This is a genomic window from Butyrivibrio hungatei (assembly GCF_900101605.1).
In the GTDB taxonomy this organism is placed as follows: domain Bacteria; phylum Bacillota; class Clostridia; order Lachnospirales; family Lachnospiraceae; genus Butyrivibrio; species Butyrivibrio hungatei_B.
The window spans coordinates 70901-83561 of the sequence record NZ_FMUR01000007.1 but is presented as its reverse complement, the minus strand read 5'-3'; the positions used below and the strand labels follow the sequence as shown (position 1 = coordinate 83561).

Genomic DNA, 12661 nt, shown 5'->3' with positions numbered 1-12661 from the left:
AAATTCCTCTTTATTCAATAACAAAAAGTGTCTGTTTATACTCTACAAGTGCGCCGTCTGTAACACATACTTTCCTGATCACACCGCTCACGGGAGCTTTTACTTCATTCATCATTTTCATAGCCTCGATGGTGCACAGTACATCGCCTTCAGAAACCTTGTCACCTTCCTTGAGAGCTTTCTTTTCACCGACAGATGCATAGAAGATTCCAAGAAGCGGTGCGTTTACCGCAGTTCCGGAAATACTTTCTTCCGCTCCCTGCGCGCTTTGAACGTCCGGAGCACTCTCCTTTTGTACCGGTGTAGCTTCTACTACCTTTACGCTCTCGGTCTTACAGGAGTTCTCTCTTTTCATTTGAATCTTAAAGTCTCCTTCTTCGACAGAAAGCTCTGTTAAATTCAATCTTAAAAAAAGATCACCGTACTCTTTTAATGAACTCATAATTGCCCTTTCTTAATTAACTTTCTTAAAAGCTATACATGCATTGTGGCCGCCAAATCCGAGTGATGTGCTGATAGCATAGTCAACAGCAACTTCCTCAGCTTTGTTTACCGTATAGTTAAGATCGCACTCTTCATCTTTTTCTTTGTAATTGATTGTCGGAGGTATGATTCCGTCATTAAGTGCAAGAACGGAAGCAATCGCTTCAACCGCACCTGTTGCACCCATCATGTGTCCTGTCATAGACTTTGTTGAACTGATGTGGATGTCATATGCTTTCTTACCAAAGACTTTCTTTATTGCCTTTGTCTCCATCGCATCGTTAAGATGTGTTCCTGTTCCGTGTGCATTGAAATAAATCTCGTCACTGTCGCTTACTTTTGCTTCATTTACAGCAGCCTGGATTGCTCTTACTGCGCCGTCTCCTTCAGGGTCCGGAGCTGTGATGTGATAAGCGTCAGATGTGTTTCCGTATCCTACAACCTCAGCGTAGATCTTTGCTCCGCGCTTCTTTGCATGTTCGTATTCTTCAAGGATAAGGATTCCTGCGCCCTCACCCATCACGAAGCCGCCTCTTCTCTTATCAAAAGGAATACTTCCCTCTGAAGGATCTTCTGAAAGATTGAGCGCCTGACAGTTGATGAATCCTGCCATGGCAAGTTCATTGATGGAAGCTTCACTTCCGCCTGCGATGATCGCATCTGCATATCCGTGCTTGATAACTCTGTAAGCTTCACCTATTGTATGTGTTGAAGTTGCACATGCTGTAACGATAGGAAGTGTGGGGCCTTTGGCGCCAAACTTGATCGATACGGCACCTGCTGCCATATTGCTGATCATCATGGGAACGAAGAACGGAGAAACCATCTCAGGTCCCTTTTCATCAAGCTTTCTTGTCTCGCGGATTGTTGTATTTATTCCGCCGATTCCGGATCCTATATATACACCAAAGCGCTCTTTATCAAGTTCGCTCTCAAGGATTCCACTCTGCTCAACAGCCTGTCTTGCAGCTGCCATTGCATACTGCATGAAAAGATCCGACTTACGGATTTCCTGAACGGTGTCATAATATTTCTTTGGCTCAAACTCTTTTACTTCTGCATCGAGACTAACCTTAAGTCCTGAAGCATCAAATCTCTTTATCTTGTCAACGCCGCATTTTCCGGCCTTTAAGCTCTCCCAAAAAGTATCAATATCATTTCCAACAGGGGAGATTACTCCCATTCCTGTAACAACTACTCTACACATACATTCCTCCATCTACTTTAATAACTTCACCTGTGATATAAGAAGATCTGTCACTTGCAAGGAAAAGTGCAAGTTCAGCGATATCTTCCGGCTTTCCGAGTCTTGCAAGCGGAAGCTGCTTCTTGAGCTCCTCTGTCTGAGCTTCCGAAAGCTGCGCCGTCATCTCGGTAGCGATATATCCGGGTGCGATGGCATTGCATCTTATATTCTTTCTGCCATATTCTTTAGCTACAGTCTTTGTAAAACCTACTATTCCTGCTTTTGATGCAGCATAGTTTGCCTGACCTTTATTTCCCATAAGTCCTACAACAGAACTTATATTTATGATGTTTCCACCTTTTCTCTTTATAAAATTACGGATAAAAGAGCGTGTTACATACATTGTTCCTTTTAAGTTAATGTCAATAACATCGTCTATATCCGCAATACTCAGTCCCGGAAGCAAGTTGTCTCTTGTTATTCCGGCATTATTTACTACTATGTCCACTCCGCCGAAGTCTGCCAGGATTTCTTCTGATACAGAAGTTACCTGGTCGGCGTTCTTTATATCACACAGATATAACTTTACATCTGTACCGTTCTTCTTAAGCTCTTCGATAGCGGCCTGCGCCTTCTCATTGTCTTTTGTGGCGATTATCGCAAGATTTGCTCCGTTTTCTGCGTATTTCTTCGCAATTGCGTTGCCTATTCCTCTTGTTCCGCCTGTGATTACAGCAACTTTTCCCTTTAACATTATTTTTTCAGCTCCTCCACAACTTTATTCAATGAATCAATATCGCTCACGTTATAAATGTTTGCTCCGGGAACAGTTCTTTTTACAAATCCGGAAAGAGTTTTTCCGGGGCCACACTCTATGAATGTGTCAATTCCTGCTGCCGCCATATTGTTAAGTGTCTCTTCCCACTTAACACTGTTTGATATCTGATTCGAAATCGTATCGATTATGCCTTCTTTATCATCGGGATACGGCTTTGCAGTCATATTCGCATATACCGGAGTCTTGGGATCGTTTATGGAATACAGATTTTCGTTTCCTATCTCTTCCTGTAGTCCCAAAGACGCTTCCTTCATATACGGTGTATGGAAAGGACCGCCCACCGCGAGTGCCACGAATCTCACTCCTTTTTCGGAAAGAGCTTCTTTTAACTTCTCAATCCTGTCTTCCTCCCCGGAAACAACAATCTGTCCCGGGCAGTTATAATTGACAGGATATACTCCGAATTCATCGCATAATGATTCAAGCTCACTCTTATCCATTCGCATAACAGCTATCATGCTGCCTTTCTGCGCATCTGCAGCTGCCTGCATAAGCTTTCCTCTTTTACATACCAGTCTGAACGCATCATCTTTGGCGAGCGTTCCGGACATTCCCATAGCAACGACTTCTCCAAGTGAAAAGCCGGCGATTGCATCAGGTTCAACCCCACTGTTTACCAATGCTATCGCACTTGCAATATCAGCCAGAAAAAGACAAGGCTGTGTGTTCTCTGTTCTTTTCAGCTCCTCTTCCGTTCCCGAAAACATCTGATCAAGCGTTCCGGGCCTTACAGTTTCGGCAGTGTCAAAAAACTCCTTCACTTCAGTTACATTCTCATATAGGTCTTTTCCCATTCCGGCGTACTGACTCCCCTGACCGGCAAATAAAAATGCGATTTTATTCATATCTTCTCCACTTTTCTACCACTTTTCAGGCACCCATAAGTGCCATCGCCTCATTGTATATGCTCTTGATGATCTCCTCACAGGTTCCTTCGCTCTTAACGAGTCCTGCAATCTGTCCGCACATACATGAACCGTACTTTACGTCTCCGTCTATAGCTGCTTTTCTAAGTGCGCCTGCGCCCATTGCTTCAAGTTCTTCACTTGTAGTATTGGGATCAAGCTCTTTTGCCTGAAAATCTCTTGTCATTCTGTTCTTCAAAGCTCTTACGGGATGACCGAGAGACTTTCCTGTTACTATCGTGTCTCTGTCTTTTGCACTAAGGACTTTCTCCTTATAGTTTTCATGCACACCACACTCTTTTGCTGTAAGGAATCTTGTTCCCATCTGTACAGCCTTTGCTCCAAGCATATATGCTGCAGCCATTCCTCTTCCGTCGGCAATTCCGCCTGCAGCGATAACAGGGATGTTTACTGCATCTACAACCTGAGGTACAAGTGCCATGGTCGTTGTCTCTCCGACGTGTCCGCCTGATTCGCATCCTTCCGCGATAACAGCGCTTGCGCCCATACGTTCAACCATTACGGCAAGTGCAACACTGGCAACAACACAGATGACCTTTATATTTGCGCCTTTAAGCTTTTCCATGTATTTCGAAGGATTTCCTGCTCCTGTGGTAACAACTGAAATACCTTCTTCACATACAACATCCACAGCCTCTTCAATAAATGGGCTCATCAGCATCAGATTTACTCCAAAGGGCTTATCTGTAAGCTTTTTGGCCTCTTTTATCTGAGCCCTTAACTGTTCGCCGTTTGAATTCATCGCAGCGATAAGTCCAAGCCCACCGGCATTCGAAACTGCTGCGGCAAGCTTTGCATCGGCAATCCAAGCCATTCCACCTTGTATTACTGGGTATTCAATCCCAAGCATTTCGCAAACAGGATTTTTTTCCATCTTCTTAGTCCTCCAAGCGGATTACTGCTTCTCAATAAGCTCCGCAAGCTTGTCAATTGTTGTGATTTCCTGAGAAAGCTCGATCTTGCAATCAAGTTCTTCCTGCATCTGCATTACAAGTTCCATGATGTCAAGTGAATCAAGTCCGATTTCTGTAAAAGTATCAGTTGTCTTGATCTCTGACTCCTCCTTATCAAGGTACTCTGCAATTATACGTACAATCGTTGCTTTTACGTCTTTCATGTTTTTTCTCCCTTTTCTTAGATTTTTTTCCCATTTTCTGAAAATAGGATTGTTTAAACTTAATTCTCTGTTACAATAAACTTGGGTGTTACCCCCAGGTCAAGTGTTTTTTTGATATTTTTTTATCATTTAAAAGGAGGTTTCTGTGACAAGATTTAGTGATTATGAAGATGAAGACATAGAGTATTCACTGAGTGTGAGCCGGTTTGCAAAACTATGTGGCACCACAAGAGATACTCTTCGCTATTATTACGAACAAGATATTCTTACTCCCAGAGTTGATCCAAACAATGGCTATCACTATTATTCCGCATCCCAGATCAGCTCTTTTTTCTTTATTAACACAATGCGAAAAGCCGGTTGTTCGATAAAAGATATTCGTACTACTATTCACAATTCCAGTAAGGAAAGTATCTCAAAATTGGTAAATTCAAAAATTCTGGATATGCAACGCGAACTTTTTCTTATAAATAAGGAAATAAGCTCACTTCATCTGGCACTGTGGATCCTGGAAAAATATGACATGTGTAAACCCGGAGTGCCTTTCCTTGATATAATTCCGGACATGAGTTTTTCGTCAACGAAAGTTAAAGACAAGTCCTCATCGTATCATGCCGCCGATGTTGCCAAAGAGATCTCAGCCCACTTGGCAAGGGCGAATTCCGACTCATCATTCGCCTCATTTCCTTCGGGTGTTACTATCGAATATAAAGACCTTATTGCGGGTAATTACGTATACAACAATATATTTACTTTGTCATTTTTGCCTGCTGATAATATTGACACATTCCCGCTTCCGAGCAGAAAGATCATAGGCTGCTATCACGATCACAATGCTGAGGGAATAGACAAGACATATAAGAAAATGGTCTCATATATAAAAAGGAACAAGCTGACAGCCTGCTCCGATCTTTTTTCCGTGAGTCTTATCAATATATATAATAAAGAAGCAGATCACACGTATTTTAAATATCTTTTTATCTGTGTTGAATAACAAACGCTCCCCAAATGGGGAGTGTTTTTCAATAGTCATATCTTCTGACTTCGCAATTATCTATTCCAAATCTTGAGAACTCTTCATTGTCCATTTCCCTGAAATAAGATTCTACGATCCTTACGATTCCGTTATGTGCGACAAGTATATACTCTTTGTCGCCTTTCTTGATATCATCCAAAAGATTATATATTCTCTGCGCCAGCTGCATCATTGATTCACCGGTTTTAAAGCGGCTTGCCATGTGCTTCTTGGCTTCATGAAACTCAAGTCCGTCACGGGCCGTCGATTCATATATTCCAAAATTCTGCTCTTTAAGCCTCTGCTCTATTCTTACCGGAATCCCGGTAACTTCGGAGATATGCTTTGCCGTATCATATGCTCTCATTAGCGGAGAAGTAAGGATTTCATCCGCCTTGATATTCTTTTCCTTGATCATGCGACCAACCGCGCTTGCCTGATCATGTCCTCTTTCTGTCAGAGCAATATCCGTCGCTCCGCAGATTTTGTTCTCAACATTCCAAATTGTCTCACCATGTCGTACGAAATAAAAATGATCCATATATAATTATCCTTTAAAACATTTATGATTTTATGGCTTTTAATCAATTATTTCACTACGTAATTGATCAAAAATCATCTTATCGGCTCAATGATATGTAAGCATCAAAAAATTTGAAATCATGTAAAATTGATGCTTGTATCACGAAGTATACGGTATATACAGCAACAAAAATCCCGTCTCTCATTAGTTTTGATGCTTCGAACACCCATTCATTTCTTGTTGAAGCATCAAAAAACATAGATACTTAAAATTTTGATGCTTTTCTCAAGTTTCTAACTTTCGACCCTTTCGACACCTATATCATACATATCATGATATACGAATTGCTCCATGACTACGTCATTCCCGCAATTCTACAAATATTCGGAAACCGCTAATTTACTACGTAAATTGCTTATTCCTCATATTTGTTCGGGTCATAAAGTCAAAATGCTTAACATGCAAGCATGTACGCATTTTTGACTTTCGACACCTATATCATGATATTTTATTATAAACATTTTCGCAAAAACAAGAATTAATTTTCACCTTCAATCATGTTCACCGAATGAACACACCTTCTTCACAAAAATAACACACGAAAAAGTGAAAATAGCTTTTGCGGTTTGCAGGAATCGCAGGTTTGGTTTTAGATATAGATAATAGATTTGGTGACGGGTATTTAAACCGGAGAATTTAAATGCCCCATGGTTATTAAGCCATAAACTGAGAAAGAATAATTCTACATTAATCATCTTTAAGTTCCGGCTACAAATTCCAATATGTTTTTTTATTTCTTTCTATAATGTTCTTGTTCGCTATTTCATAAATAAGCGTCTGTAAAAGAAATCGCTTTCTTTTATCATTTACTCCTTCGAGACAAATCCGTCATGATCCTGCAGTCAACGGCACCGGTTCACGAAGGAGTATCTTTATTAATATTCTCTTTGGGTTGAAGTGCTATTTTTTCTTTTTCAATTTCCCAATGAATCAGGAAGGTCAGCGTTGCTCTGAGTGCGATAATTGCTCCCAGAATACCGAGTTCCGACCACTCTCTTACAACAACAGTCCTAAGCACCTCTCCGCCCAGCTTAAATTCAAGCGCAAGCGCTATCCCCTGCGCAAGTTCAAGCCTGATAGATTCATCTTTTTTTAGCCAGAATATAAAACTTTTTACAGCTGTAAATACAAGAATACAGATTCCGAATAATTCCAAAAGAAGTGTGGAATATTCTACGGCATATCTGAGTACATTTTCAGAAACACTATATAGTCCTTCCATCCCTGTCCTCCATTCGGTAAATTCAAAATTACCCCTGTCATGTATTTTTCAAAATGCAATTGTCCATATCCTTCAACTTAATTATATCAAAAATACCGCATCCGCGCGTCACAGGGGCGCAGGAAGTTTTTGTACTTGACTTGTCAGGACGATACTGCAATAATATGTTAGATACATACCAAAATACTTGTATACAATATGTAGAGGATTGATTTATGAAAAAATACAGTGAACTGTCACAAGATGAATTAATTAAGGAAAAAGAGGTTCTTTCTAACGAATACAAACAGTGGCAAGCGAAAGGCCTTAAGCTTGATATGAGCCGCGGTAAGCCCTCTGTTGAGCAGCTCAATCTTTCTATGCCTATTTTTGATATTTTAGACGGTAAGTCTTTAATGAGATGCATGAACGGCGTTGAAACAAGAAACTATGGTTGTTTGGAAGGTATTGTTGAGGCTCAGCACTTAATGTCCGAGATAATGGACTGTCAGCCCGAGCAGGTTATCGTTTGCGGTAACTCTTCCTTAAATATAATGTTTGATACTGTTGCACGCGGATATATGTTTGGTTTTGGCGGATGCACACCTTGGTGTAAACTTGAAAAAGTTAAGTGGCTCTGCCCTGTTCCCGGATATGACAGACACTTTGCGATAACACAGCACTTCGGATTTGAAATGATAAACATTCCGATGAACGATGACGGCCCCGATATGGATATGATCGAAGATCTCGTGTCAAAAGATGACTCCATCAAGGGAATCTGGTGCGTTCCGAAATATTCAAACCCTCAAGGAATTGTTTATTCTGATGAAGTTGTACGTCGTATGGCAAACCTTAAGCCTGCAGCAAAAGATTTCAGGATCTTCTGGGACAACGCTTATGCCGTACATCATTTATATAAAGAAAAATGCAAGATCTTAAATATCCTTCATGAGTGTGAAGAAGCAGATAATCCGAGTCTTGTATTTGAATTTGCTTCAACTTCAAAGATTACATTCGCAGGTGGCGGAATCGCAGCTATCGCATGCAACAACGCAAACAGACAGGAACTCAAGAAGACTCTTACCGTTCAGACGATCGGATTTGATAAGATCAACATGCTCCGTCATGCAAGATACTTCATGGATGTTGAATCTGTTGACGAACACATGAAAAAGCATGCCAAGATCTTAAGACCTAAATTTGAGATGGTCATCAAAACTATGGAAAGAGATCTCGGTGATGCCGGTTGCGGAACATGGACTTCTCCAAAGGGTGGTTATTTCATCACTTATGAAGCTCCTAAGGGAACCGCTTCACGTATCGTTGAGCTTGCAAAAGAGGCAGGTGTGATCTTAACTCCGGCAGGTGCTCCATTCCCTTATCATATGGACCCTAATGACTCGATCATCAGATTTGCTCCTTCTCTTCCACCTCTTGAAGAGCTTGAGCAGGCCGCAGATATATTTACAGTCTGTGCAAGGATCGCATACTTAGAGAAATTGATATTGGCCAAAGCCTGATTTCATAAAAGAAATTTCCTACTTAACATAGAAAACTCGGACATTCTACTTTGAAATGTCCGAGTTCTTTTATTGAATAGGAATTTTCTTCTTTGCAAGATCAAAGAAATTATTCATACCAAGAATTCCGGTAATGATATGTATCGGTGCAAAAACTTTCAGATTTTTGGCTTAATTCTAACATTGCCAAAATATGAGGTCAACCGCCCAATGTGCTGTCCGGCTGATAATTTGAATATCGTATAATCTTTTGTTATCATACGTATATCAAATATTTTTTTATATTTATTGGGAGCATTGTTATGAATAATACATTTATAGAAACGATCGGTTATTTGGGATCGTCATTGGTACTTGTTTCTTTCCTTATGGCATCTGTAGCAAAGTTAAGGATAGTAAATTCGGTAGGCAGTGTGATCTTCACAATATATGCGTTTATCATTCACTCATATCCCACGGCAATAATGAATATATGCCTCGTTTTGATAAACATCTATTATCTTGTAAAGCTGAGCAATACATCCGTTGAATACACTTGCATAAAAATAACCAAGGATGATTCTGTGATAAAACATTTCCTCAATCATTACGCAGCGGATATTTCCAAGTGTTTTCCGGGTATCAATACCAACTTTGAATCTGCAGATGTCGGCTACGCGGTTCTTCACGAAGGAACACCTGCAGGTGTATTTCTCGGAAAAAAACAAGCAGATAACAACGTCGACATTCTTTTAGATTATTCAATTCCTCAATTCAGAGACTTTTCTATAGGTAAGTTTTTGTATTCAAAGCTTCCTGCTGACGGAATAAAAACCCTTACCTATAGCGGTCCCGATAAGCATCATATGAAATATCTTGCAAAGCTTGGATTTGAAAAATATGAAAGCTGTTACAAAAAAAATTTCTGATCACCTGTTTTTGGCAATCTCCATCAGCTGCTGAAAAGTTGTAATGTCATTTGCGGTTATCTTTATATTTGACTCTATCTCTTTTCCGTCAGGTGTGGTAACTTTCACGGCAATAATCGTTCCTTCTTTCATGGAATCATTTCCTATTGCCTTGAAAAATGCGATGATCTTGGGATGTTCCTGCTGGAATATCTGAAAACGCTGCTGTAATTGTAATAAATTCATTGGATTCATATTTAAAAATTTCTCCTGTTTTTCTTTTTATACTAATGTAAAACTTGAGTGAAATCAAATTATTTTCCTGATAATAGGACTAGAATATGTATGCGCTTACATATTAAGAAATACCTGATATATAAAAGGAGGATAATAAATGTACGGATTTGGTGATATGATACAGAAGCTTAAGGCAAACCCGAAGACTATAGTTTTTCCCGAAGGTTCAGACCCCAGAATCTTGGAAGCCGCTTCACGTCTTCTCGCCGGAAACTTTTTGAAACCTATATTGCTCGGAAATGTCGATGAGATCAATCGTTCTGCTGAGGATGCCGGATATAACATCAGAGGCGCTCAGATTATCGATCCCGAAAATTATGATAGATTTGACGAAATGGTTGATACTTTCTGTGAACTTAGAAAGAGTAAGGGAATGACTCCCGAGAAAGCTATTCCGATTCTTAAGCAGACAAATTATTTCGGAACAATGCTTGTAAAGATGGGGCTTGGTGACTGTCTTCTCGGTGGTGCAACATATTCTACTGCAGATACAGTTAGACCTGCACTTCAGATTATCAAGACAAAGCCTGAAAACACTATTGTTTCATCATGCTTTATTCTTGTTCGTCCTTCAGCTACAGGGGAGAACGAAGTTATCGCTATGGCTGACTGCGGTATCAACATCAACCCCAACGAAGACGAGCTTGTTGAGATCTGTGGCGAGACAGTAAATTGCGCACAGAGATTTGGTGTAAATCCCAAGGTTGCTTTCCTTTCATTCTCAACAAAGGGATCTGCAAAGGATGAAACAGTTACAAAGATGCAGAACGCAACCAAGAAGGCTCAGGAGCGTTATCCTGATATCCCGATTGACGGTGAGCTTCAGTTCGACGCTGCGGTAGCTCCCAATGTTGCTAAGCAGAAAGCTCCCGGTTCACCTGTTGCAGGATATGCAAACACATTCATCTTCCCTGACATCAACGCAGGAAACCTTGGATACAAGATTGCACAGCGTATGGGTAATTTTGAAGCATACGGCCCTATTCTTCTTGGTCTTAACGCTCCTATCAATGACCTTTCACGCGGATGCAACGCAATTGAAGTTTACTCAATGTCTATCATTACGGCTTCTCTTGCATAAAACTTTTTTGAATAAACAACACCCCATAAGAGTCAGATTTTCCGACTTTTATGGGGTGATTTTTTATTCCTCATTTTGTAGTTCGTGTTTTCCTCTGCGTTCGTGCTCTTTGTCCTTGTAATAGGCTGCCTTGTCTTCGTACATACGCTCATCAGCCTTCTTAACCGCTTTATTTATTTCTCTGGAATCTTCGAGCCAGATATATCCGGTCGCTGCAGAAACCTTTTCAAGTTTAGAGCGAAGTTTTTTTACGAGCTCTTCGAACTTCTCTTCCGCTATCTCGGGAATAATTGCTATAAATTCATCTCCACCTATTCTGTAACAATTCTTACGCTTAAACACAGAAGCTACAATTGCCGACGTCTCCTTAATCTTCTCATCTCCGGCATCATGGCCCTCATTGGCATTGATAGCTTTTAGACCATTTATATCTATATAGCAAACACCTACTACCGAGGACATTCCCGACAGAACAAGAAGCGCCTGATTAAGAGAATTTCTGTTTCCAAGTCCCGTAAGTGCATCGTGACTTCCAAGATACATCATCTCTTTGGTAAGAGCCCTGTTTCTCATGTCATAAGAAATGAAAATTGCCACGGATTCCATTACTTCTGCGACATTTATGGGTAATGTATTTTCATAATTGTCCGCAACAAGATACCCAATTATCTCATCATTATCACGAAGTGTTGTAATTATATATCTTGAAACGCTTCCCGCAAGAAGCTCATTATAGACTTCTTCTTCATATTGCTGGATGAGTGATGTGTCATTAATAACTATCGTATTTTTTCCCTTTAGCTGTCTGTCCCACATCTCTGTTATATTCATGCGCTCAAAATCTTTTCTGCTCGGAAGATTTGATGCATGGGCATCATTGAGCCACTCTCTTACATCAACAACTTTCTTGTCTTTTACCTCGACGATTCCGACACGATCCGCCTTGATTGCCTGTCCCAATAACTTTAGAACTTTTCGTATTCCTTTTCCAAACTCTGCAGATGATAATGCAGTAGCGCAGTCAATGACAAGCTTGCTGGTATTCGAAGCAAGCTCGCGGTTATCCTCACTCTTTTTTGCAATGGTTATATCATGAATTATAAATGCGCAAAAACCTTTCTGATAAACAGGAACGGCGCAGTATTCAAGCCACTTATCATGCTGTGTGCTATAAGTTCTTATAGTTGAAGACTGTCTTAGGATTGCAGCCTGATAACTGTATTTTATCCAGTCTTCATCTCTGTTCATAACAGTCTTTAAATACGTATTGCCCACAAGCTCAGCAGATGGTTTTCCGACCAGCTGCGAATATTTTTCATTTGCAAACAAAAACAGCATATCCTTTACCGTACCAAAAGGATCTGTCATAACTTTAAAAATACAATACGCATCCGGAAGGTCTTTTAGCATATATAAAATATCACTTGGCGCAAAATTAGAAGATGATGAGTATCCAATTTTTCCGTCGTTCTGATTGTCCGGCATTCGCATTCTCCTTAATCAAACATATATTTTAGAATGTAT

At 40.3% G+C, this 12661-nt stretch carries 14 protein-coding genes; 4 read left to right on the top strand and 10 right to left on the bottom strand.

Annotated elements, in window-relative coordinates; all coding sequences use genetic code 11:
• Window positions 1–10: 10 nt before the first annotated feature.
• The 6 genes from BLP87_RS16415 to BLP87_RS06370 are packed head-to-tail and all read right to left on the bottom strand — an operon-like array spanning window position 11 to window position 4550.
• A complete protein-coding gene (locus BLP87_RS16415) occupies window positions 11–442 on the bottom strand; it encodes an acetyl-CoA carboxylase biotin carboxyl carrier protein (protein ID WP_074461946.1) in 432 nt (143 codons plus the stop codon).
• A 12-nt stretch (window positions 443–454) separates the two neighbouring features.
• A complete protein-coding gene (fabF, locus tag BLP87_RS06390) occupies window positions 455–1690 on the bottom strand; it encodes a beta-ketoacyl-ACP synthase II (protein ID WP_026667158.1) in 1236 nt (411 codons plus the stop codon).
• Window positions 1683–2423 (bottom strand): 3-oxoacyl-[acyl-carrier-protein] reductase, encoded by a 741-nt coding sequence (gene fabG, locus BLP87_RS06385; RefSeq protein ID WP_026667157.1) that lies wholly within the window; start codon window positions 2421–2423, stop codon window positions 1683–1685. The genes fabF and fabG overlap by 8 nt, the downstream gene beginning before the upstream one ends.
• On the bottom strand, window positions 2423–3352 hold the full coding sequence (gene fabD / locus BLP87_RS06380) for an ACP S-malonyltransferase (RefSeq protein WP_026655950.1): 930 nt from the start codon (window positions 3350–3352) through the stop codon (window positions 2423–2425). Before fabD ends, fabG begins: the two co-directional genes overlap by 1 nt.
• A 25-nt stretch (window positions 3353–3377) precedes the next feature.
• Window positions 3378–4307 (bottom strand): enoyl-[acyl-carrier-protein] reductase FabK, encoded by a 930-nt coding sequence (fabK, locus tag BLP87_RS06375; RefSeq protein WP_027208481.1) that lies wholly within the window; start codon window positions 4305–4307, stop codon window positions 3378–3380.
• 21 nt (window positions 4308–4328) lie between these two features.
• Window positions 4329–4550: an acyl carrier protein gene (locus tag BLP87_RS06370; protein WP_026513845.1), complete on the bottom strand. Its 222-nt coding sequence runs from the start codon at window positions 4548–4550 to the stop codon at window positions 4329–4331.
• 145 nt (window positions 4551–4695) lie between these two features.
• Between BLP87_RS06370 and BLP87_RS06365 the strand changes: the two genes are divergently transcribed.
• Window positions 4696–5544, top strand: a complete 849-nt coding sequence (locus tag BLP87_RS06365) for a MerR family transcriptional regulator (RefSeq protein ID WP_074461944.1) — start codon at window positions 4696–4698, stop codon at window positions 5542–5544.
• A 28-nt stretch (window positions 5545–5572) separates the two neighbouring features.
• Here the strand turns inward: BLP87_RS06365 and BLP87_RS06360 are convergent, their stop codons facing one another.
• Together BLP87_RS06360 and BLP87_RS06355 are read right to left on the bottom strand one after the other, a co-directional pair.
• A complete protein-coding gene (locus BLP87_RS06360; protein WP_074461943.1) occupies window positions 5573–6106 on the bottom strand; it encodes a histidine phosphatase family protein in 534 nt (177 codons plus the stop codon).
• Window positions 6107–7004: 898 nt separating this feature from the next.
• Window positions 7005–7370: a DUF1622 domain-containing protein gene (locus BLP87_RS06355; RefSeq protein ID WP_074461942.1), complete on the bottom strand. Its 366-nt coding sequence runs from the start codon at window positions 7368–7370 to the stop codon at window positions 7005–7007.
• Window positions 7371–7585: 215 nt separating this feature from the next.
• On the opposite strand from BLP87_RS06355, the gene BLP87_RS06350 reads away from it, so the two are divergent.
• Together BLP87_RS06350 and BLP87_RS06345 are read left to right on the top strand one after the other, a co-directional pair.
• The gene (locus BLP87_RS06350; RefSeq protein WP_074461941.1) at window positions 7586–8872 is read left to right on the top strand and encodes an aspartate aminotransferase type Ic; all 1287 of its coding nucleotides are present in this window, start codon (window positions 7586–7588) and stop codon (window positions 8870–8872) included.
• A 302-nt stretch (window positions 8873–9174) separates the two neighbouring features.
• A complete protein-coding gene (locus BLP87_RS06345; RefSeq protein WP_074461940.1) occupies window positions 9175–9780 on the top strand; it encodes a YgjV family protein in 606 nt (201 codons plus the stop codon).
• On the opposite strand, the gene BLP87_RS06340 is transcribed toward BLP87_RS06345, so the two are convergent.
• The gene (locus tag BLP87_RS06340; protein WP_074461939.1) at window positions 9781–10014 is read right to left on the bottom strand and encodes a hypothetical protein; all 234 of its coding nucleotides are present in this window, start codon (window positions 10012–10014) and stop codon (window positions 9781–9783) included.
• A gap of 139 nt (window positions 10015–10153) precedes the next feature.
• Here BLP87_RS06340 and pta point away from each other — a divergent pair, with 139 nt between their 5' ends.
• On the top strand, window positions 10154–11137 hold the full coding sequence (gene pta / locus BLP87_RS06335) for a phosphate acetyltransferase (protein ID WP_074461938.1): 984 nt from the start codon (window positions 10154–10156) through the stop codon (window positions 11135–11137).
• A 63-nt stretch (window positions 11138–11200) separates the two neighbouring features.
• Here the strand turns inward: pta and BLP87_RS06330 are convergent, their stop codons facing one another.
• Complete coding sequence (locus BLP87_RS06330) at window positions 11201–12622, bottom strand: sensor domain-containing diguanylate cyclase (RefSeq protein ID WP_074461937.1); 1422 nt, start codon at window positions 12620–12622, stop codon at window positions 11201–11203.
• Between the last annotated feature and the right edge of the window lie 39 nt (window positions 12623–12661).

What these genes read in the sequence shown, in the direction of transcription:
- BLP87_RS16415 (WP_074461946.1), bottom strand. Translation starts at nt 442, where the DNA reads ATGAGTTCATTAAAAGAGTACGGTGATCTTTTTTTAAGATTGAATTTA.
- fabF (WP_026667158.1), bottom strand. Translation starts at nt 1,690, where the DNA reads ATGTGTAGAGTAGTTGTTACAGGAATGGGAGTAATCTCCCCTGTTGGA.
- fabG (WP_026667157.1), bottom strand. Translation starts at nt 2,423, where the DNA reads ATGTTAAAGGGAAAAGTTGCTGTAATCACAGGCGGAACAAGAGGAATA.
- fabD (WP_026655950.1), bottom strand. Translation starts at nt 3,352, where the DNA reads ATGAATAAAATCGCATTTTTATTTGCCGGTCAGGGGAGTCAGTACGCC.
- fabK (WP_027208481.1), bottom strand. Translation starts at nt 4,307, where the DNA reads ATGGAAAAAAATCCTGTTTGCGAAATGCTTGGGATTGAATACCCAGTA.
- BLP87_RS06370 (WP_026513845.1), bottom strand. Translation starts at nt 4,550, where the DNA reads ATGAAAGACGTAAAAGCAACGATTGTACGTATAATTGCAGAGTACCTT.
- BLP87_RS06360 (WP_074461943.1), bottom strand. Translation starts at nt 6,106, where the DNA reads ATGGATCATTTTTATTTCGTACGACATGGTGAGACAATTTGGAATGTT.
- BLP87_RS06355 (WP_074461942.1), bottom strand. Translation starts at nt 7,370, where the DNA reads ATGGAAGGACTATATAGTGTTTCTGAAAATGTACTCAGATATGCCGTA.
- BLP87_RS06350 (WP_074461941.1), top strand. Translation starts at nt 7,586, where the DNA reads ATGAAAAAATACAGTGAACTGTCACAAGATGAATTAATTAAGGAAAAA.
- BLP87_RS06345 (WP_074461940.1), top strand. Translation starts at nt 9,175, where the DNA reads ATGAATAATACATTTATAGAAACGATCGGTTATTTGGGATCGTCATTG.
- BLP87_RS06340 (WP_074461939.1), bottom strand. Translation starts at nt 10,014, where the DNA reads ATGAATCCAATGAATTTATTACAATTACAGCAGCGTTTTCAGATATTC.
- pta (WP_074461938.1), top strand. Translation starts at nt 10,154, where the DNA reads ATGTACGGATTTGGTGATATGATACAGAAGCTTAAGGCAAACCCGAAG.
- BLP87_RS06330 (WP_074461937.1), bottom strand. Translation starts at nt 12,622, where the DNA reads ATGCCGGACAATCAGAACGACGGAAAAATTGGATACTCATCATCTTCT.